At 45.5% G+C, this 21,368-nt stretch carries 14 protein-coding genes; 10 read left to right on the plus strand and 4 right to left on the minus strand.

From position 1 onward, the window contains the following. Position 1: 1 nt before the first annotated feature. The 7 genes from CTT31_RS00640 (at position 2) to CTT31_RS00670 (ending at position 13,208) form a co-directional block, all read left to right on the plus strand. Complete coding sequence (locus tag CTT31_RS00640; RefSeq protein WP_260491770.1) at positions 2 to 3,466, plus strand: non-ribosomal peptide synthetase; 3,465 nt, start codon at positions 2 to 4, stop codon at positions 3,464 to 3,466. A 61-nt stretch (positions 3,467 to 3,527) separates the two neighbouring features. Beyond that, positions 3,528 to 4,664: an alpha-hydroxy acid oxidase gene (locus tag CTT31_RS00645; RefSeq protein ID WP_211858995.1), complete on the plus strand. Its 1,137-nt coding sequence runs from the start codon at positions 3,528 to 3,530 to the stop codon at positions 4,662 to 4,664. A 31-nt stretch (positions 4,665 to 4,695) separates the two neighbouring features. Further along, entirely contained in the window at positions 4,696 to 5,187 is a 492-nt protein-coding gene (locus CTT31_RS00650; RefSeq protein WP_039490816.1) for a VOC family protein, read from the plus strand. Positions 5,188 to 5,325: 138 nt separating this feature from the next. After that, entirely contained in the window at positions 5,326 to 10,110 is a 4,785-nt protein-coding gene (locus CTT31_RS00655) for a non-ribosomal peptide synthetase (RefSeq protein ID WP_260491771.1), read from the plus strand. Positions 10,111 to 10,114: 4 nt separating this feature from the next. Beyond that, entirely contained in the window at positions 10,115 to 11,137 is a 1,023-nt protein-coding gene (gene gntD / locus CTT31_RS00660; protein ID WP_211858997.1) for a guanitoxin biosynthesis L-enduracididine beta-hydroxylase GntD, read from the plus strand. A 260-nt stretch (positions 11,138 to 11,397) separates the two neighbouring features. Further along, positions 11,398 to 11,613, plus strand: a complete 216-nt coding sequence (locus CTT31_RS00665) for an IS66 family transposase (protein ID WP_260491772.1) — start codon at positions 11,398 to 11,400, stop codon at positions 11,611 to 11,613. A 182-nt stretch (positions 11,614 to 11,795) separates the two neighbouring features. Continuing rightward, the gene (locus tag CTT31_RS00670; protein WP_211858999.1) at positions 11,796 to 13,208 is read left to right on the plus strand and encodes a glycosyl hydrolase family 18 protein; all 1,413 of its coding nucleotides are present in this window, start codon (positions 11,796 to 11,798) and stop codon (positions 13,206 to 13,208) included. A 125-nt stretch (positions 13,209 to 13,333) separates the two neighbouring features. Here CTT31_RS00670 and CTT31_RS00675 read toward each other — a convergent pair whose 3' ends face one another. Together CTT31_RS00675 and CTT31_RS00680 are read right to left on the minus strand one after the other, a co-directional pair. Further along, positions 13,334 to 13,534, minus strand: coding sequence for a hypothetical protein (locus CTT31_RS00675; RefSeq protein ID WP_211859000.1), 201 nt, complete (start codon positions 13,532 to 13,534; stop codon positions 13,334 to 13,336). Positions 13,535 to 13,649: 115 nt separating this feature from the next. Continuing rightward, the gene (locus CTT31_RS00680; RefSeq protein ID WP_260492383.1) at positions 13,650 to 15,683 is read right to left on the minus strand and encodes a glycoside hydrolase family 97 protein; all 2,034 of its coding nucleotides are present in this window, start codon (positions 15,681 to 15,683) and stop codon (positions 13,650 to 13,652) included. A gap of 201 nt (positions 15,684 to 15,884) precedes the next feature. Between CTT31_RS00680 and CTT31_RS00685 the strand changes: the two genes are divergently transcribed. Further along, positions 15,885 to 16,532 carry a methylamine utilization protein gene (locus tag CTT31_RS00685; RefSeq protein ID WP_260491773.1) on the plus strand — a complete coding sequence of 216 codons (648 nt, stop codon included), beginning with the start codon at positions 15,885 to 15,887 and terminating at the stop codon, positions 16,530 to 16,532. Further along, complete coding sequence (locus CTT31_RS00690) at positions 16,513 to 17,754, plus strand: hypothetical protein (RefSeq protein WP_211859002.1); 1,242 nt, start codon at positions 16,513 to 16,515, stop codon at positions 17,752 to 17,754. Before CTT31_RS00685 ends, CTT31_RS00690 begins: the two co-directional genes overlap by 20 nt. A gap of 50 nt (positions 17,755 to 17,804) precedes the next feature. Here the strand turns inward: CTT31_RS00690 and sthA are convergent, their stop codons facing one another. Both sthA and CTT31_RS00700 read right to left on the minus strand, forming a co-directional pair. Continuing rightward, positions 17,805 to 19,241: a Si-specific NAD(P)(+) transhydrogenase gene (sthA, locus tag CTT31_RS00695; protein WP_102055852.1), complete on the minus strand. Its 1,437-nt coding sequence runs from the start codon at positions 19,239 to 19,241 to the stop codon at positions 17,805 to 17,807. 35 nt (positions 19,242 to 19,276) lie between these two features. Then, on the minus strand, positions 19,277 to 20,404 hold the full coding sequence (locus CTT31_RS00700; RefSeq protein ID WP_211859003.1) for an acyl-CoA desaturase: 1,128 nt from the start codon (positions 20,402 to 20,404) through the stop codon (positions 19,277 to 19,279). 125 nt (positions 20,405 to 20,529) lie between these two features. Here CTT31_RS00700 and fabR point away from each other — a divergent pair, with 125 nt between their 5' ends. After that, positions 20,530 to 21,153 carry an HTH-type transcriptional repressor FabR gene (gene fabR, locus CTT31_RS00705; RefSeq protein WP_010374371.1) on the plus strand — a complete coding sequence of 208 codons (624 nt, stop codon included), beginning with the start codon at positions 20,530 to 20,532 and terminating at the stop codon, positions 21,151 to 21,153. Positions 21,154 to 21,368 lie beyond the last annotated feature (215 nt).

Raw genomic sequence — 21,368 nt, forward strand, 5'->3', positions numbered from 1 at the left:
GTTGTTAGCTGAAAATATTTTTAAGCAAGCGCTGGATAGTGGAGTTTTCCTTTATCTGGACGGGGAAAACCTAAAATATAAAGTTAAAAAGGGTGAATTTCCTGACGAGCTAAAGTCTGCAATTATTGTTCAGAAACAAGCGATAATCGATTACCTTAAACAAGTCGCGTCCAAGCCAGAGGTGAAAGAGACTAAGTTGCCCAAGATAAGTCCTCGGGCTGAGGGTATTGAAAATCCAATGTCATTTTCGCAGCAGCGTTTATGGCTTTTGGATCAACTCGAACAAGGCAGTAGCCATTACAATATTTTTGCGGCTTTAAAACTGACAGGCACTATAGATCTGGTGGCTCTGCAACAGTCCTTTAGCTGCATAGTCGAGCGCCATGAAAGCTTACGTACCTGCTTTTGCTCTGGAGATGAAGGCGAACCTCTGCAAGTGATCCAGCAAAAGGTCAGCTTTACTATTCCCATAACCGACTTATCCAAGCTGTCAGTACAGGAGCGCGAGCGAAAAATTACTGAAGAGGCTTCGAAAGAAGCGGGGCTGGCTTTTGATCTGAGCCGAGATCTAATGTTGAGAGTACAATTACTTAAACTGAGTGATCAAGAACATGCTCTACTGCTCACTATGCACCATATCGCTTCTGACGGCTGGTCAACTGGAATACTGGTTAAGGAGTTTAGCCGCCTATACAGCGCTTTTGTGAACGGAGAAGCGGATCCTCTAGCACCGCTTGCCATTCAGTATGCCGATTACGCCCATTGGCAGCGAGACTGGTTGCAAGGGGCTGTGCTGGACGAGCAACTCGATTATTGGCAGCGACAATTGTCGGACTTGCCTGAAGTGCATAGTCTACCATTGGATTATCCGAGACCGGCCATCCAGAGCTTTGACGGTGACGTACACTTCTCAACAATCGATAAAGTAAGTTATGGGCATTTGGCAGCCCTGTGCCAATCGCTAGGGGCGAGCTTATTTATGGGGCTGCATGCGGTTTTCTCTATATTGTTATCTCGTTACAGCAATGAACGTGATATTGTGGTGGGGACCCCGGTGGCCAACCGGGAGCCTTCAGAAGTATCTGACTTGATAGGTTTTTTTGTCAACACCTTAGTGTTGCGTAGTGACTTATCTGGCGAGCCGAGTTTTCTTGAGGTACTGGCCGGCAGTAAAGCTAAGCTACTTGATGCCTATGCCCGCCAACAAGTTCCTTTTGAGCAGGTCGTCGAACGAGTGCAGCCGATGCGAAGCCTGAGCCATAATCCTTTATTCCAGGTTTTGTTGTCGTTGCAAAACAATGAACAAGGCCATTTGTCTCTGCCTGGATTAACCTTGTCTGCGATAGAAATGCCAGATAAAGGGGTCGCCAAATTTGATCTAACCCTGAATATCGTGGAAAGTGCTAATGGACTAGGGCTTGGCTGGGGCTACAATACCGCCTTATTTAAAAGTGAAACCATAGCACAAATGGCGGGGCATTTTGAAAGCTTATTATCCGCCGTGTTACAGTCACCCCATGAAAATGTTTTTTCACTAGGCATGGTAACCGAGCAGGAAAGCAGGCAGTTACTCGTTGACTGGAATGCAACGGCAGCACAGTGTCCATCAGATATGTGTATGCATGAATTATTTGAAGCTCGGGCGGCACAAGCTCCCGAAAGAGAGGCCCTAGAATATAACGGAACTTGCCTCAGTTACCGGGAGTTAAACCAGCGCGCCAACCAGCTGGCGCATTATCTGGTAGCACAAGGTGTTAAACCGGACACCCTGGTCGGACTCTGTATTGAACATTCTTTGGATATGGTTGTAGGTATACTGGCGGTGCTGAAAGCGGGGGCTGCCTATGTTCCTATCGACCCTGCTAATCCTGAGGCACGCGTGCGTTATATGCTTAATGACAGCAGTGTGAAAATTGTCCTGAGCCAGCTACAGATATCTAACACCTCTTCGGTAGACACTGTACGGGTTATTTGCCTGGACGATGAAAGCATGCAGGCTGCGCTAGCGACAATGCCGGATAATAACTTGCCGTTATCCTCATTGGGCTTGTCGTTGCAACACCTAGCCTATGTGATATATACCTCAGGTTCAACTGGGCAGCCAAAAGGAGTTATGGTCGAGCACAGGAATTTATCTAACCTGCTAGCTGGTTTGATTTCAACTTTTGAAGTCTCAACCGAAGATACTTTTGCTTGTTTCGCGTCCTTTGCATTTGATATTTCACTTTTTGAACTTTTTCTGACCCTGATAAGTGGCGGAAAAACTATTCTTGTTGATAAAGACGTTTTACTTAATCTGGAGCAATTTTCTCAGGTCACCGGACAATGTACTTTGTTACATGCTGTACCTAGTTTGATGAGTGAGGTTGTTGATTTTAAAAATAAAAACAATGAAAGCTTCGCAAATGTCAGAGCATTGTTTGTCGGTGGCGATTATGTGCCTGTAAGTCTACTCAAGCGTCTTAAAGCGTCTTTTTCCCGGGCTAAGGTTATTGAACTCTACGGGCCAACAGAAGCCACCATATTAACGACTTATAAAGAGGTGTCTGCGGAAACATTAAATCATACGGGTGCCGTCATAGGTCGCGGGTTGCAAAATACCAACCTCTATGTGCTAAATGAAGCGCAGCAGCTATGTCCCCCACTACTGGCGGGAGAATTGTATATTGGAGGGGCCGGAGTTACCCGGGGGTACTTAAACCGGGACGAACTGACAGCAGAAAAATTTGTCACTAACCCTTACTTTGATGCGCAAAATCTCCGCTCGAGCGAGCGTTTATACCGTACCGGAGATCTGGTTCGATGGTTACCAGACGGTGAGTTAGAGTTTATCGGCCGCATCGATCATCAGGTGAAAATCCGCGGATTCAGGATCGAGCTAGGAGAAGTTGAGCATGCATTGTCGCTCTGTCCAGGGGTTAAAGATTCTGTGGTGATTGCTAGGGATATACGTGAGGGTGATAAGTGCTTAATTGCTTATTTGGTGGCATCTAAAGGGGAAGAAGAGCTTATTGCGGTCGTGCGTCGGCATTTGCTTGAGTGCTTGCCTGAGCATATGGTGCCATCGGCATTTGTGTTACTGGATAACTTACCGCTCAATATTAACGGCAAGATTGACCGCAAAGCCTTGCCAGATCCTGACACTGAGGTATCAAGCGCTGAATATATAGCGCCCGGCACCGAGATGGAAAAAATCCTGTGTGAAATCTGGCAGGATGTTCTCGAAATTGAACGTGTCGGTATTCAGGATAACTTTTTTGAGTTAGGAGGACATTCCTTAATGGCCATGCGTGTATTGTCAAAAACAAAAGCTAAAACCGGTATTGAAGTGCCGCTAAAAGAAATCTTTAAATTGCAAACCGTGGCTCTTATCGCTGATTTCCTCGATAGCCAGCAATATATTGACGACTTGCTTTATTCCCGGGGTGAGTCAGCACATGAAGATGAAATCGAACTTAAACTCTAGAGGCATATTTGATGATACTGTCTTATGGTACAAGGAAATTTAACATGCTAACTGAGATGATATGAAACTAGATCAGTATACTTGTTACTCCGATTTCAGGAAGGCTGCCAGAAGGAAGCTGCCAAAATTTGTTATGGACTTTATTGATGGTGGCGCGGGAGATGAGAAAACCCTTCAAGGGAATACTGCGGGGTTTAAAAATATTCAGCTGATTCCCCGTATGGGAAGTCAAACGAGACCGGGGTTGTTAAATACTGATATTTTGGGGTTATCGTATGCAGCACCATACGGAGTTGCTTCATTGGGGTTGTGTGGCCTGGTTCATCCTAAAGCGGAAATGATGCTGGCGAAGTCGGCGGCTAAATACAATATTCCCTATATTGTTAGCTCGGCTTCGAATAGTTTTCTTGATGTGCTAGTAAAGGAGTCTGGGGTTTCACCTTGGTTTCAGTTGTACCTTTCGAAAATAAAGTCACAGACGGATGTATTGATCAGCCATGCGCAAAAGCATCAATGCCCGGTGTTAGTAGTGACAGTCGACGCGCCAGTTCCGGGTATAAGACGAAGGGACAGGTATAATGGACTGAGGATCCCCTACCAGCTCAAGGCTTCAAATGTTATTGACTCAGTCACGCATCCTGCATGGCTGTTTAGGCATCTGGTCTCGGGGAAACTGACTTTCCCCCTTTACCAAAACCTAATTGAAGACCAACCCAATTTAAGCTTCTCTGAATTAATGTCCATACAAACTGGGGGGGAGTTGAACTGGGCGGTTATTGATGAGATCCGAGATAAGTGGCAGGGAAAGTTAATTTTAAAGGGAGTTATGTCGGTGAGTGATGCCCATACCGCAAAAAAAATGGGAGTGGATGCTGTCATTATTTCCAATCATGGTGGTAGGCAATTGGACTCGGTACCGGCTCCTATTACTTTATTAAACCAGGTATTTAGCAAAGAGTTTGACCGAGAGTTTCTTATGTTGGATTCCGGACTAAGAAGTGGTGAAGATATAATAAAAACAATTAGTTGTGGTGCTTGCTTTACTTTTTTGGGGCGACCGTTTTTATATGCCTTGGCAGCTTATGGAGAAAGAGGCTTAGCGCAGCTGCAAGAAATGATTTTTGAACAATTAAGTGTAAATATGCGCTTGTTGGGGGCGAGTGCAATCGACGCCCTGAATGATGAATATGTGTTTTAAATTTTTAATAGATGTAAGAAGGGGAGTTTGAATGAAAGATCTTTTTGGATGTGCGGCTAAAATAGACCACATTGCAATAGCGGTAAAAAATATGGATGAAGCATTATTTTTTTATCAAGGAATATTAAACTTTAAGCTTCTGGAAAGAAGAGAAATTAAAGGTGCTTTCTCGGGAATGAAATCTGCTGAATTGACCGTGGGTAACTTTTCTGTGGTTTTGGTTCAGGGAACAGGGCCGGAATCTCAAGTTTGTAAATATATAGATGAATATGGTCCGGGAGTTCAGCATGTCGCTATAACGGTTGAAGATATAGAAGAAGTTGCCAGGGCATTAACCAAAAAGGGGTTAGAGTTTTCGACCAATATCATTAAAGGAAAAGGCTTGTTGCAAATATTTACCAAGCGAGAGAAAAATTCGGGCATGATGTACGAATTTATCCAGCGGGAGGAGACAGAAACAGGGTTCGAGGAAGGAAATATTCAAGAGCTTTTCAATCAACTTGAAAGTGCTTTTGCTTATTAATATTAAAGTTTTTGCAAATTTTTTTTGATTGATGTTTAATCTTGTTATATTGTTTATCGGGTGTTGATTTGTTGTAAATTCATGGAAGTATCATCTGTGATACTTAGTATTAATTATGGATGAATTGGACTCGTTTTAATGGGATCCCTAAAAGAATTATTAAAAGAATTAAAATCTCAAGAGATTTATTTATCTCTTGATGTTTCCGGGGAGTTAAGCGTTAAAGGAAGGAAGGAACTGCTTTCCACTGAACTCATCACCTTATTAAAAAAACATAAAGCATCGCTTGTTGATTTAATTCAGGCGAAAACTACAAGCGCGAGTGCTGTACCTGAGATAAAGAAAATTAATGGTGAGCAGGTTCTTGAACTTTCTTTTTCACAGCGAAGCTTGTGGTTACAAGATCAGATAGACGGTGGTAGTACCCACTACAATATTCCCAGCGCTATAAAGCTTAGCGGCATCCTTGATAATGACGCCTTGCAACGGGCATTTGCCACTATCCTGTTACGCCATGAAAGCCTGCGCACCTGTTTTGTTGCCGGCGACGACGGCGAGCCGGTCCAACAGGTCCGGGAAGGTGTTGACTTTCAAGTGTCTTTAACGGATCTATCCGAGCTTTCACAAGATCGGCGGAACGAGCGTATAGCTGAAATCGTTTCAACAGAAGCAATCATGCCTTTTGATCTAGGCCGGGATGTAATGTTGCGAGTGCAGTTACTTAAATTAGCCCCTCAGGAGCATATCTTGTTGGCGACCATGCATCATATCGCCTCCGATGGCTGGTCTATGGGCATACTGGTGAATGAATTCAGCCGTTTATATACGGCTTATGTTCAGGGGCTGGACAACCCTTTGCCGCCGCTGGCGATCCAGTACGGCGATTATGCCCACTGGCAGCGCAACTACTTGCAGGGAGCTGTGCTGAATGAACAGCTGGCTTACTGGGAAAAGCAGCTTGCCGACTTGCCGGTTCTGCACAGCCTGCCGCTAGATAACCCCAGACCGGCAGTGCAAAGCTTTGCCGGTAATCTCCATGTCTCAAGGATAGAACAAGCGACACACCAGCGCTTGATGGCCATATGCCAAGAACGAGGCGCCACGTTGTTTATGGGATTGCATGCCGTTTTTTCTGTGTTATTAGCCCGCTACAGCAATGAGCAGGATATCGTTGTCGGCACGCCAGTGGCAAACCGGGAGCAGGTGGAAGTAGCCGGTTTGATCGGTTTCTTCGTCAATACTCTGGTGCTGCGGAGTAACTTATCTGATAACCCGAGTTTTCATGCGCTGTTAGAACAAAGTAAAAACATGCTGCTTGACGCTTATGCCCATCAGCAAGTGCCGTTTGAACAAATCGTCGAACGTTTGCGACCCGGGCGCAGCCCAGGCCACACTCCATTATTTCAGGTGATGATTGCGCTACAAAACAATGCCCAAAGTCGCTTGTCTTTACCTGGGCTTAGCCTGTCCGGGGTCGAAGAAGAAGGAGAGGGCACTGCTAAATTTGATCTGACTCTAAATATTAAAGAAAGCAGTGAAGGTCTATTTCTGTCTTGGGGATATAGTAGTGCACTTTTTAAGGCTCAAACCATCGAACGTATGGCGGGACATTTTGAGGTTTTGTTGTCCTCCCTTTTAACGTCCCCTGAATTGGATGTTTATGCCCATGAATTAGTGACGCCACAGGAGCGTGAGCAGTTACTGGATACCTGGAACGATACCGCAGCTAAGTACCGCTCGGAGCTGTGTCTGCATGAATTATTTGAACGTCAGGTCGATACCCATCCAAAGAAAACCGCCCTGATCTGTGAAGAGACAAGTCTCAGTTATGAGACGTTGAACCGCCGCGCCAACCAGCTGGCCCATTACCTGAAAGCACAAGGGGTGAAGCCGGATACCTTAGTGGGACTTAGCGTCGAACGTTCAGTGGACATGGTGATTGCCATTTTGGCAATCCTCAAGGCTGGCGGCGCTTATGTGCCTTTAGATCCCAGCTACCCGCAAACGCGGCTGAGGCATATGCTCAGCGACAGTGGCGTCACGTTAGTGCTGACGCAGCACAGTGTTCGGGAGCAACTACCTGACTGTTGCGGACAGGTGTTGTGCCTGGACGATGGTGCACTGCAGGAGGCGCTGACGAAGATGGCGGCGGATAACCTGCCGGTATCTTCGCTGGGACTGGCGCCCCGTCATCTGGCGTATGTTATCTATACCTCGGGCTCTACCGGGCAACCTAAGGGGATCATGGTGCAGCATCAGGCGATGCTTGTGCGCCAGGATGGCTGGAACCGGGTGTTTGACTTGGAAAAGCGCCCGCCTGTGGTATTACAAATGGCGGGACTGTCAGTCGATATCCTGCTTGGCGATATGATGAAAGCCCTCGGCTGCGGCGGACGGCTGGAGATTTGCCCGAAAGAGGTACTGCTTTCGCCGGATAAGCTGTATCAGATGATCCAAAGCCGGGAGATCACCTATGGCGACTTTGTTCCGGCGGTGATCCGCGCTTTGACGGATCATTTGCTTGAAAGCGGGCAAAAGCTGGATGCGATGGCGTATATTTCAGTGGGCTGTGAGGCCTGGTACGGACGGGATCTGCGGCGTTTAAAAAGGGTTATCGGGGAAAATACAGAATGTTTTAACCTTTACGGGCAGACAGAATCGGTGATAGATGCCAGTTACTGCCGTGCCACGGAGCTGGTGTTAGCGGATGCGGACACGGTGCCAGTGGGGCAGCCGCTGGCCAATACCGGGTTGTATGTGCTTAACGAGCAACAACAATTGCAGCCTTATGGTGTTGCAGGGGAATTGTGCGTTGGCGGTAAAGGACTGGCATTAGGTTATGCCGGACGTGCGGGGTTAACGGCAGAGAAGTTTTTGGCACATCCTTTTACAGAGGAAGTGGGGCAAGGTTTATACCGCACCGGCGATCAGGCGGTGCGGCGGGCGGACGGCAGTCTACATTTTGTCGGCAGGGATGATGAGCAGGTAAAAATCCGTGGCTTCAGGGTTGAGGTAAAAGAAGTCGAAGGCAGATTGTTGGCACTGGAAGCGGTAAAAGCGGCGCTAGTGTTAGCGCGGCAGGACGAGGGGCAGCACAAACGGTTGGTGGGGTATTTATTATTCGAACCAGGGCAAAGCTGCTCGTTGGCGGCGCTTGCCGAGCATATGCGGGCGGGGCTGCCGGATTATATGGTGCCTTCGGCCTTTGTGGTGTTGGAGTCTTTTCCGTTGACGGCCAACGGCACGGTTGACCGTAAGGCGCTGCCAGCGCCGGAGAATATATTATTAAGAGATGAGCATGTCGCACCAAGTACAGAGACAGAAAAAACCTTATGCCGGATCTGGCAAGAAGTGTTGGGGCTTGAAGAGCTTGGTATCACGGATAACTTCTTTAGCTTAGGGGGGGATTCCATGAGGGTCGTGCAATTAGTGCATGCCGCGGCCAAAGTGGATATGCATTTTAGTGCCCAAGATGTTTTCCGCCATCAAACCGTTGGCGGACTTGCGCAACACCTGCAAACGTATGTGACTGATCGGGGGAAAAAGGGCGATGCGGCGCCACTTGCTCTGTTAGGAAAAATATCGGACTATCTGGCAGATTGCCCCTCAGAGATAGAAGATGTTTATCCAGCTACGCAAATGCAATCTTTGATGATAGAGAAGCATATTGAAGGGGTAAAATATGGTGGCGTATATGCCCCCCAGCAGCTTTTTTCTTTTAGTGATCCTGAGTTTAACCCTGAGGCGCTTGCAATCTCATTGACGTTTCTGATGCAGAAGCATCCAATATTAAGAACTACTTTCAGCTTTTGTGCCGATAGTCAGCAATATTTGCAATTTGTTTATCGTGAAGTCGAACTTCCTCTGGAAATATTCGATTTAACATCAAAAAATAAAGATGAGCATCAAGCGTTTTTGGAAGAGTTTATTGCCGAAGATGCTAAACGTCCTTACACCTTTGACGGTAAAGGTTTGATGGTACGCTATCGGCTCTTTAAAGTGAGTAACAGTGACTGGAAGTTCTTAATTTCAACACATCATGCGATTGATGATGGCTGGGGCTTTGTCAGTTTTATCAATGAGATGTTTGAGTGTTATGAAAGGGTAAAAACCGGTGACAAGCTGCAACTACAGCATGCTGCTGTCAACGTTTTCAAAGAGCGTGTGGCTCTGGAGGTCGAAGCGTCACAATCAAAAGCGAAGCAAGAGTTTTGGCGAGGTCAACATGAACAAGCCGAAACTATGCCTAGAGTAACATTTGGGAGAGAGCCTCTGGTCTATTGCTCGAAACGCTTAGTTATCGATAGTCCATTATTCAGTAAACTAAAATCTTTCGCGCAAGCTAATAACAAACAGCTCAAAACTCTGTTCTTATTCTCTTATTACAAAGCCTTAAGCGCTTTGTTAAAGCAAAATCTCATCACCATAGATGTCGTTACCTCAGGCCGCTCGGAAAGACTATCTGATCCTGTACATGCATTAGGGTTGTTTTGGAATTTTGTACCTATGCACTGCGCTATGGGGAAAGAAGAACTTTTGCCTGCCTTGGAGTTATTGCAAACGAAGTTAATTGATGTTGAGAGCAATGGCAATGCCTTGTTTCCTTTAAACAGTATCAGAGATAGAAGTGCATACGCATGTTTTAACTATGTACAATTTCACCATTCCAAAATGGGTGATAAGAATCATAAAAGGAATCATGTAAATGTCGAGTACGCAAGTGACAAATTTCATCATGCTATAGATTTTTTTACTTCTGTAAATGTTGATGGTTCAAAAGCTATTTCTGAAGTGAATTACTGGGATGGATTAATCGATGTCCAGAAGATTGATTTGCTGATGGAGTTGTATATCGAAGCTTTAGAAAACCTGGTTGATTTAGCCGATGTATTTGTAGCTGACAAACTTGGAATAATGGATTAATAATATGTACAAAGAAGAAATGGTTAAAGTTGTGACTTTAACAAGTAGTGAAATAGATACTATTGAGACCTTGCTTTATCAAATTGAAAATTTATATGAGAATGAAAGCGACCCGAGATTTCTTGAGCAATCACAGCAGTTGGCGACAAAATTGCCGGGAAGGGTGCTGGAAGCATTAATCCCTTTTAAGCAAAGGACAGGTGAGGAGATTTTTGTAATTTCCGGCTTTCCCATTGATCAGGAAAAGGTAGGACTCACCCCCCTAGATCTTGAAACCAACCCTAACGTCTCGACTAAAAAAGAGTGCTTTCTTTTTTGTTTATTAAGCGCTGCGATTGGGGATGTTTTTGGTTGGGCAACTCAGCAAGATGGCAGGTTTGTTCATGATATTTTTCCGATAAAGGGACATGAGCAGGAACAGATCAGCTCAGGATCTGACGAAGTCATTACTTTGCATATAGAAGATGCCTTTCATGAGCATAGAGCTGATTTTATCGGATTAATGTGTATTCGTAATCCTAATGAAATAAATACGACCTTCTCAAAACCTAAGTTGGATGCACTTTCGGCTGAGCATAGGGAGTTGTTGTTTCATCAGGAATATATCATTCGTCCTGATAACTCACATTTAGAAAAATATAACAACGGTCTTTTTGATGACGGTGAAATACAGGCAGCCCGGGAAAAAGTTAACGAAGAAATGAGCAAAGGGATCAAGTTTGCTCCTTTCTTTGGTGATAAGAGCAGACCATTCCTCAGACTTGATCGCTATTTTATGGATGAAGCTCAGGGTGAGTATGCCGATGCGCTTAACTCTCTTTGTAACAATCTAGAGGTGAATACTTTTGGACTCGCACTTAAGGCGGGTGATATAGCCTTTGTCGACAACTATAGAATATTACACGGTCGGTGTAACTTTAAAGCTCAGTATGATGGTTATGACCGATGGCTAAAACGTGTCAATATCAAGAAAGAGCTAGCAAGTATAAAGAAAGGCAGTGTTTTTCTTAAACAAAGGATAATATAGAAGTAAGCATCACCCAAACCACACCTAGTGCTGAAGCTTCAGGCTCATAAAGTAACGCTCTAATCTCAATTTGGAGCTTACAATGCCTAAACCAAAACCGTCAAGCAGAGCAGCTGCTAATAGAGCTACAAGCAGAAAGCACACTATCCGTCACCGAATTTCTCCTGCAGCACGAGATCAACGCCAAGACATTTTATAATCAGCGTACTAAGTTGCGTGCGTAGCAAGCAACAGCCACCTTTGTTGGTTGTTGATCACACGTGAGAAAGCAGTCGCAGATATGCAGGCTAAGGGGTAAAACCGGAAAAGCAGGTTGGACGCTTAATCATACTCAAAAGCTATACCGAGTTGAAAACGCAACAAAGGCCGTGAGCCTGCAAGAAAAGCCGGTGGCGAGAGAGCAACAAAATGCACCGCTACTGGCACAGTTTAAAGCTTGGTTAGAAAAATCATCGTATGGAGATTTTATAAACTAGCATAATCACGGATGAATAATTGGTGTAAAGAAAAGAAGTATTTTCTATTTTCATTAGACTAAGGTCGTAGTGAGTTGCGTTGTACGAAATTTGTCCATGCTGGTAGGCTAAGAATCGCAAGTTAACATTTATTTAAACTCGGCACGACTTGCTTTAGCCGACATACAACATGGAAAAAGGTAATGAAATATACAAATTTATTAATTGCACTTCCGCTCTTGGGCGCGATGGAAGTTGCACTGGCGGTTGACTGTAGCAACTTAACGCAATGGCAATCACAGCAAGTATATACAGGTGGCAACGCAGTCACCTATCAGTCAGCTAAATACACCGCGAAATGGTGGACACAAAACCAAAACCCAGCGCAAAATTCCAGTACTTATGATGTCTGGCAAGCCAATGGCAGTTGCGATCCGGTAACGCCATTGCCTTTAGTTTCGGTCACTTCCCCAAGCAGTAACGCACGAGTGTTAGTGGGCTCATCAGTTAGCCTAGCGGCGGCAGTAAGCCATCCGCAAGACACGGCAATCGACAGTGTTGAATTCTATCTCGATGGCACGCTTGTCGCCTCTGACAACAGTGCACCTTATGAGGTGATGTGGCAAGCGCAGGGACTAGGTAATCGCGCATTAACTGTCTATGCAACTGATGTGTCTGGGGCACGAGGTGAATCGAGTGCGGTGAACTTCAGTGTCGTGTCTGACGAGGTTCCTCCTGGCGATCCTAATTTTAAAATTGTCGGCTACTTCCCAAGTTGGCAAGGTGCAGTGAGTGATATTCAGTTTGATAAACTCACCCATATCAATTACTCATTTTTACTACCCAATGCAGATGGCACACTGAGACCGCTTGAAAATTTAAGCAAAATGACAGCGCTAGTAAATTCGGCTCATGCCAACAATGTGAAAGTGGGGATTGCCATTGGTGGCTGGAACGGGGGGGACGATAGTGCATTCGAGACATTCGCCAGTTCACAGCAAGGTAGAGCCCGTTTCGTGCAAGAGGTCATTGCGTTTGTAGAGCAGCATAATCTAGATGGTGTTGATATGGATTGGGAATATCCAGATCCCGGTGCTTCAGCAAATAACTATGCATTACTGATGAAGGAACTAAGCGTTGAGTTACGCGCCAGAGGTAAATTCTTGACGGCAGCTGTGGTGGCGCTTGGCTATACCGGTGGTGGCGTGTTGGAATCTGTATTCCAAGATATCGACTTTTTAAATTTGATGGCGTACGACGCGAACAATACTGATCATGCTTCTATGCAATACGCCAAAGACTCAATAGCTTACTGGCAAGGTCGTGGGCTCAGTAAAGAAAAAACCGTATTAGGCGTACCATTTTATGCAAGACCTACTTGGAAAGCGTATCGCACCTTACTACAAGAGAACCATGCCAATGCCTGTCGCGATAGTGATGGTAGCAGCTACTACAATGGTATCCCGACGATCCGCGCAAAAACGCAGTACGCTAAGCTCAATGCTGGTGGCATTATGAATTGGGAGCTATCCCATGACAGTAATGGCCCTGCGTCGCTATTAACGGCGAAATGGGAAGTTGCTAATGGTGTAACACCAAGCTATCAATGTCAGTAAATTATTACTTATAACTCAGCTCGGCGGCGAGTGAAAGCTGGCTGTTGAGCATATAGAGAGTTTGACTGAGAAATAGGCTAACTACATATTTTTATAATATCTAGCCTATATATGGTGGGAAATGCTTATAAACAGCGTTCCATTACGCTGCAGGTAACAGCCGGTGAACTTGGACGTTGACACCAGTAATCGTTATTAGTCGTTTCGCACATAACGCCGGTTTCTGGTCCTCTACCACCGGCTGCTTGCGGTGTGAGTATTACGGCAAGTTTACTTTGTTGATAGTCTAATTGTTTTAGTTTTTTCTTTGCTAGGGTAAGTTTCATATTATTTTCCTTTGAAATAAGAATGTCTTAATAGACTATTTTACCCTACTGTATAGTTTACTAAATGTACAGCCCAAAGCGGTGACTACCCAGCTGCTGGGTAGTCACCTTATGTTTAAAGCGCTTTAAAACGAATAGCAACGCCGCCGCCGGCAGCCAGTTTTAATGTCAGCTTGTCGGCACTTGTTACCTTTTTGCGGTAAATATTCATTTCATACGGGTTTTGTTTCCATTCGGCTTTATTACCGTCCGCGTAGATTTGCGCTTCAAAGGTTTTACCTGACTCAAGGAAATCTAAAGTAATAGGAATTTCTCTCGCTTCCTCATCAGTTACTGCGCCTAAGAACCAATCGTTACCACTATATTGTTTATGCTTGCGCTCCTTTCTGGCAAAGACAACATAGTCACCCACTTCTCCTGCAAGTGCGATACTGTGCTCCCAGTCGGTGGGTACGTCTTTGATAAATTGGAAGGCGTCTGGCTTAGCGAGGTAATTTTCTGGCAAATCGGCCGCCATTTGAATTGGACTATAAAGCACAACATAAAGCGCTAATTGTTTGGCGAGAGTGGTTTGTGGGCGGTTGGTTTTATCGCCAAGGCCGTTAAAGCCCATGTCAAAAATACCCGGAGTAAAGTCCATTGGGCCTGCTAACATGCGGGTAAAGGCAAGCATTGGCACATGCTCTGGTGGGTTTGGTGGCGTGCCCCATGCGTTGAACTCTTGCCCTCTTGCCCCTTCTCTCGCAATCCAGTTTGGATAGGTGCGACGCAGGCCGGTATCTTTGATTGGTTCATGCGTGTTAATACTGATCCTGTGTTTAGCCGCGAGTTTGACGTTGTCTAAGTACTCATTTGCCATAAATTGACCGTCGTGCCATTCGAATCTGGCATTACCCTCGGCATCAATGCGTTTGATGTTGCCGCCATCGGCTACGTAACCGGTTTTAACTTGGCGAACGCCTGCTTTTTCGTAGAGTGCGAAGGCCGCCTCCATTTGGTTGCGATAGTTGCTGACGTTACCAGACGTCTCGTGATGACCTATTAGGCGTGCACCTACTTTTTCTCCGTGCTTGGCTATTTCATCAATATTAAAATCAGCATAGGCGTCGGTAAAGCTAAAGACATCACCGTTGAAGAACCAGTCGCCGTCCCAGCCTATGTTCCACCCTTCAACCAATACGCCATCAAAGCCATTGTCAGCGGCAAAGCTCAAATATTCTTTAGTACGCGCCGTAGTCGCTCCATGCTTATCGCCGCTGCCCCAGGTATTTTTGTTGATGTGCATGCCCCACCAAATGCCGATGTATTTACCCGGCTCAACCCAAGATACATCACCGAGCTTATTTGGTTCGTTGAGGTTTAAAATAAGGTGAGAGTTCAACAAGTCGGTGGCTTCATCGCCTATTTGCAGGGTGCGCCAAGGTGTATTGAACTTACCATTGGTTTTGACAGCAACGCCGTCTGACCAAGGTGTTAGATCGGCAACAAATGTTCCTGGGCGACGCTGGTTTAAGGTCATGCCCGCATAGTCAATTAGGGCCGCTTCATGCACACTGATATGAACCCCGTCTTGATTCTTTAAAGTAAATGGGGTGTGCACATGTGGGGCATCGTGCAGTGGTGTGGTGTTGTATACATATTCATAGCGATTCCAGCCACGAGCTGGGATCCACCACGCGGTACTTTTATCACTTTGTGCAAAGGCGAATTCGGTTAATTCTCTGGTGATATAAAGCGCTTGATTTTGAGCAACCTCATAGCGAAAGCCGACACCGTCATCAAATACTTTTACACGCACAGTATATTGCGGCGATTTGTCTGCCTGCTTAGCAAAGGTGACAGCAAGCTCATTGTGCTTATCTTGTATCACTCGGGCTTCGCCCCAAGGCTGTTGCCAACTGCTATCGACGCTATTACGCTGATGTGTGGTGATACTTAAGCCATCGCGCATCGATGCAGCTGTTGCGAAATCAAAACCAAGTTTAGACGGTTGAATAATGGTTTTGTCGTTAAAGCTGACTTGATAGGTCGGCTGGCTATTATCATCACTCAAGGTAAAAGTGATTTTGCCATCTGGCGAACTCACAGCTAAAGATGCGGCAAAGCTCGTAGTCGTAAACAAGCTTAATCCGATCAGGGAAAGTGACATGGGGCGCATAGTTTTTCCTTCTTGTTGTCGGCACGAAAATTCGTGTTCTTTTGCACATCAGCTAAGCTTACTGTTGTATGCTAACGTTCACGTAAAAGTTGCATACGTATTCATGCTGTAAATGCGATGAATGTAATAATTATTCCGCTCGGTCTAGTGTAGACAAGCTAAGAAAAATAATAAGGATAGGTTGAACTGCTTATGCCAAACCTAACAATTTTTGGGCGTATTGCTGTTGTGATGGCAATGCTACAAGCCGGTCTAGTCAATGCCCTTGAAGTGCAAATTGTCGATGCTGATAAACAGCCACTCGCGAATGCCGCGGTGTGGTTGCAAGGAAATGGCTTTGATAACAAAAGAACAACGCTAGATTATAAAATGGAGCAAAAGGATAAAGCGTTTGTGCCCCATATCTTGATGGTGCAAGCTGGCACCCAAGTCTCGTTTCCAAATTTAGATCCCATTCTCCATCACGTCTATTCGTTCTCTGCTGCAAAGCCGTTCGAGCTTAAGTTGTATCGCGATGACCCGAAACAGGTATTATTTGATCAAACCGGTGTGGTTGAGCTTGGCTGCAATATTCACGATTGGATGCTGGGTTATATCGTGGTTGTAGATAGCCCATTATTTGCGGTAACGGATAGCAGCGGCAAAGTATCAATCGACCTAGGTGCTCAGCAAGCCAGCGCACTAAAGCTGAATGTATGGCATGAAAGATTCGAAAATATAGACAAAATAGAACAGCATCCGCTCTCCGTCGTAAACAACACTCAAGCAATTACCTATCAAATTAAGCAAACACTGGTTGCTCCACTTCAGGATTTCTCCGATGGCTTCGATGATTACTAAGCTAAGCGCCGCTCTGGCATTATTCGCGATAGGGCAAGCAGGTGCCGTCGAGATTTCTGGGCAAGGGCAACTGCAAACGACCTGGCAGCATGATGATAATCGTAAAGCTTGGTATCAGCCTGGATGGGGCGTTACGCGTTTTGGGAAAGGGGAGTCAGATATTACGCTTAGCCGTGGCGCTATTGATTGGCGTGTAGATTTTGCTAGCGCTTGGTCTTTGCACGGGGTAACACAGTATGTGCCAGACCCAGATGACAAGCTCGGCTTTACAGAACTGTATTTGCAATATCGAACACTACCTAAAAATGGTCGCCGCTTTATTGTTCGAGCGGGCGGCTTTTATCCGAAGTTTTCTATTGAGAACCCAGATATTGGCTGGTCATCACCCTATACATACCAGTATTCGGCCATTAACGCTTGGATAGGTGAGGAAGTGCGGGTATTTGGCGGTGAAGTCGCGATTGAGCAGCCGCAGACGCGCCGTAGCCGAGGTCAGGGATTCAAAGGTGTGTTTGGTGTTTTTAAGGGGAATGATCCGGCTGGCACTTTACTCGCATGGCGAGGCTTTACCGTGCATGATAGGCAGTCGGTGTTTAACGAAAGTCTCCCCTTTGCTGCTGTAGAGTCGTTGAATACACCGCAGCTACAACATCAAGCACAGCATGTTGAACCGTTTTCGGAAGTAGATGGGCGATTTGGTTATTATGTTGGGTATCATCGCGACTTTTCAAACCGTAGTGAGATCAATGTCTATTGGTACGATAATAATGGCGATCCAAGTAAGATCAACTACCGAACCGGTCAGTATGCGTGGGACACTAAATTTATTAGTGTAGCTTGGCGTTACAAGTTAACACCGCAGACGCATATACTCGCACAAGGCATGCTGGGTAATACCGCCATGGGTGTCAATCGCGGCGTTGATAATGACTTTAATAGTTGGTTTTTGCTACTCACACATCAGCGCGATGACTGGCGCTTTTCCATGCGGGGGGAGCAGTTCAAAGTCATCGACAAAGATGATTGGCAGTTCGACCCAAACCAAAGTGATGGCCATGCACTGACCGCTACAGTGAAGTATCGAATTAATAGCAATTGGCTGGTGGGCGGTGAGTTTTTGAGTCTGACAACCACAGTTGCAAACCGCGAGGCCTTTAACGGAAAGACCAAGCAAAGCGATAATGTGTGGCGACTCAGTGCGGAGTATCGTTTTAATTTATAACAATAAACGTGACGCCCAAGGTGTCACGCTTATTCATGCCATACGATACGTTAGTCCAGTAGACGATTAATGCCGTTTAAGGCTGCAACGCGATAGGCTTCGGCCATTGTTGGGTAGTTAAAGGTAGTATTGATAAAGTACTCGATATTATTACCCGTTCCTTTTTGTTCCATAATGGCTTGGCCGATATGGATGATCTCGGATGCACGTTCACCAAAGCAGTGAATACCTAATATCTCTTTGGTTTCTGCATGGAACAAAATTTTCAAGCTGCCGACTTCAGTGCCTGTGATCTGTGCACGAGCCAAATGTTTAAACTGGGCACGGCCCACTTCATAGGGAATGCGCGCAGCGGTGAGTTCTTGCTCAGTTTTACCAACAGAGCTCATTTCTGGAATGGTATAAATGCCGGTAGGGATGTCAGTGATCAAACGATCATCACAGGCACCATGCACAATTGCATTGGCCGCAATACGCCCTTGATCGAACGCTGCACTGGCTAGGCTGGGATAGCCAATCACATCTCCTACAGCGAAAATATTATCCACTTCAGTTTGGTAGTGTTCGTTGACTTTAAGCTGGCCGCGGCTATCAGCCTTTAGACCTACGCTAGCGAGGTTGAGTGTTTCGGTATTACCCGAGCGGCCATTGGCCCATAAAATACAGTCAGCACGTACTTTCTTGCCAGACTGTAGATGCACAATAACCCCTTTGTCATGAGTCTCTACTTTCGCAAACTCTTCGTTATGGCGAATAACAATACCATTATTCCAAAAATGGTAACTGAGTGCGTCAGAGATCTCGGCATCCATAAAGGCCAATAAGCGGTCGCGGGTGTTGATGAGGTCTACCTTTGCGCCCAGTCCTTTAAAGATTGAGGCATATTCACAGCCTATGACCCCCGCGCCGTATATCAATACGCGCTGAGGATTATGCTCAAGGCTTAAAATAGTGTCGCTGTCGTAGACGCGAGGGTGGTTAAAATCAACGCCTGGTGGGCGGTATGGGCGCGAGCCTGTGGCTATTACAATGGTTTTAGCGGTGAGTAGCTCTTGCGAACCATCTTGGTGAATGACTTGTACTGTATGCGCGTCAACAAAGCTGGCATCGCCTTGAAATAAGTGAATGCGGTTACGACCATAAAAGCTAGAACGCAATGTTGACTGTTTTGAGATCACATCACTGGCATGGTGCAAAATATCTTGAAAGGTATGGCGCTGCGGGCGCTCAGTAAAACGATAAAGTGGATTCGCTTTATACTCAATTAAACGACTGACAGAATGACGAAGCGCTTTTGAGGGAATGGTGCCCCAGTGAACGCAGCCACCGCCAACCGCATGCTGGCGTTCGATAACCGCGACTTTTTTACCACTTTTAGAGAGGTTCATGGCGGCGCCTTCGCCGCCAGGTCCGGTGCCTATAATAATGGCATCGTATTGATAGGATTGTGGAACAGTTTCGGTTTTTTCTGCAGCTTTTTTGCTCACGGCCTCACCCCTTTAGTTATTGAGGCCGCTGAACATTATGCCGTTTTCAGTAGCCTCGAATTTAGTGCAATCCAAGCTTGTTTTTGGCTTTCCCAAGCTTGTTCTAGCTCTTTATATTGTTGCATCAGTGCGGAATGTTCGCACTGTGCAAGTACTGCCTCTTTCTTCGCTTCGAGTACCTGCTTTTGCACAGTACAGTAGTTTTGAAGCTTTTTAAGAAGTAAATCATACTCTTGTTGTAACAATGTAAGCTTATCTTGCGCCAAAGGCAATTTTGCGAGACTGACTTTAGTCTTATTCAACAAGGTCTCCGCCTTGGCTTTTTCAATGCGTTCAACCGGAGTGCGTTTTAGCTTACTGGCAAGGCCTAGTGCTGCAAAAGTACGGATCAGCCATTTAGTTGGGTCATAGTGATACCAGCGAATGCCATTACGGTAGTCGCTGGCAAAAATATGATGAAAGTTATGGTAGCCTTCACCGTAAGTGAAAAGAGCTAGCAAACCATTGTCTCGCGCGGTATTTTTTTCGGTGTAAGGACGACTACCCCAAATGTGCGCCAGTGAATTGATAAAGAAAGTAAAATGTTGACTGAGTACGAGTCTGAGTACGCCCGCAAGTAACAACATGCCAAACACATTACCGAGTAGTAAGCCTAGCACTAACGGGATGCCGATATTCGTAAGTAACACCAATTTCATATAGTGCTTGTGTTGCCACATCACGATAGGGTTACGTTGTAAGTCTCTGGCGTTATTATAATCACCGTAAGCCTCGCCTTGATAATCTCTCAGCATCCAACCGATATGGCTATACCAGAAGCCTCGTGTTGCGGCGTACGGATCTTTTACTGGGTCGTCGACTTGGCCGTGGTGTACGCGGTGATCGCTACTCCAATGTAATATACTGTTTTGTAACGCGAATGCGCCACCCAACGCAAAAATAACTTGAATCACAGGATGGGCGTCATAGGCTTTATGCGCCCATAAACGGTGATACCCTGCGGTGATCGACAGACCGGCGTAAAACATACAGGCAACAAAAGCTACCCAATGGCTGGTGGTATAGCCGTATTCAAAGCCATACCAAGGCACCAAAGTGATCGCAGCTAAAAACGATAAGCTAAAGAACAGCACATTGGTCCATAAAATGGGTGGTTTTTTCATCAATTAATCTCAAAATCTAGTTTCAGCGTACAACTGTACGCTAAAATAGTATTTCATTCTTGCTGCGTCAAGGTTTAGACTGCGGTTTATTGTTCTTATTTTTCGAAGCGAATTGGGGAAAGTCCATGGCTGGTGTACGCGCCCAACAAAAACAGAAGACCCGTCAAGCGCTTATCGAAGCGGCATTTAATCAACTAAGTGCTGAGCATAGTTTCTCGAATTTAAGCCTGCGTGAAGTCGCACGAGAGGCGGGTATCGCACCTACTTCGTTTTATCGTCATTTTAAGGATATGAACGAGCTCGGGCTGACTATGGTAGATGAAGCGGGTTTAACCTTGCGACAATTAATGCGCCAAGCAAGACGTCGCATCGCTAAAGGTGGTAGCGTGATCAATACTTCTGTGCACACCTTCATGGAATTTATTGAGCAGTCGAGCAACCAGTTTCGTTTATTACTGCGTGAACGTTCGGGTACTTCGCCTGCGTTTCGTGCCGCCGTTGCTAGAGAAATCAAACATTTTATCTTAGAGCTTGCTCATTACCTTGAAACAGAAACGGGAGTAGATACCCATCACGCCCACATGCAAGCTGAAGCAATGGTCACCTTAGTATTTAGCTCTGGTGCTGAGGCTTTGGATCAAGATCCCCCACAGCGCGCTGAACTGACCGAGCGTTTGAAGTGGCAGTTGCGGTATATCGCAAAAGGTGCCTCTGGTTATGCAAAACATCCAGAACCAATAAAAAAATAGCCTAAATTGGCTATTTTTTTATTGGTAATTAAAATTCAAAATAACCCTGCTCACTTCATATCCTATCTGTGTTCACTTCTGATCTTGAAATATATTTTCTAAAACTGGCGTTATTGTGATTTAAGTTTCCAATAAGTCGAGGTTTGAACTCTGTTTTTGGGATAATTTATGCTTGATTGTCGCTTTTAAAGCATGTTAAAACATAACCAATTCAT

The sequence above is a fragment of the Pseudoalteromonas maricaloris genome (assembly GCF_024746855.1).
GTDB classification, from domain to species: domain Bacteria; phylum Pseudomonadota; class Gammaproteobacteria; order Enterobacterales; family Alteromonadaceae; genus Pseudoalteromonas; species Pseudoalteromonas maricaloris.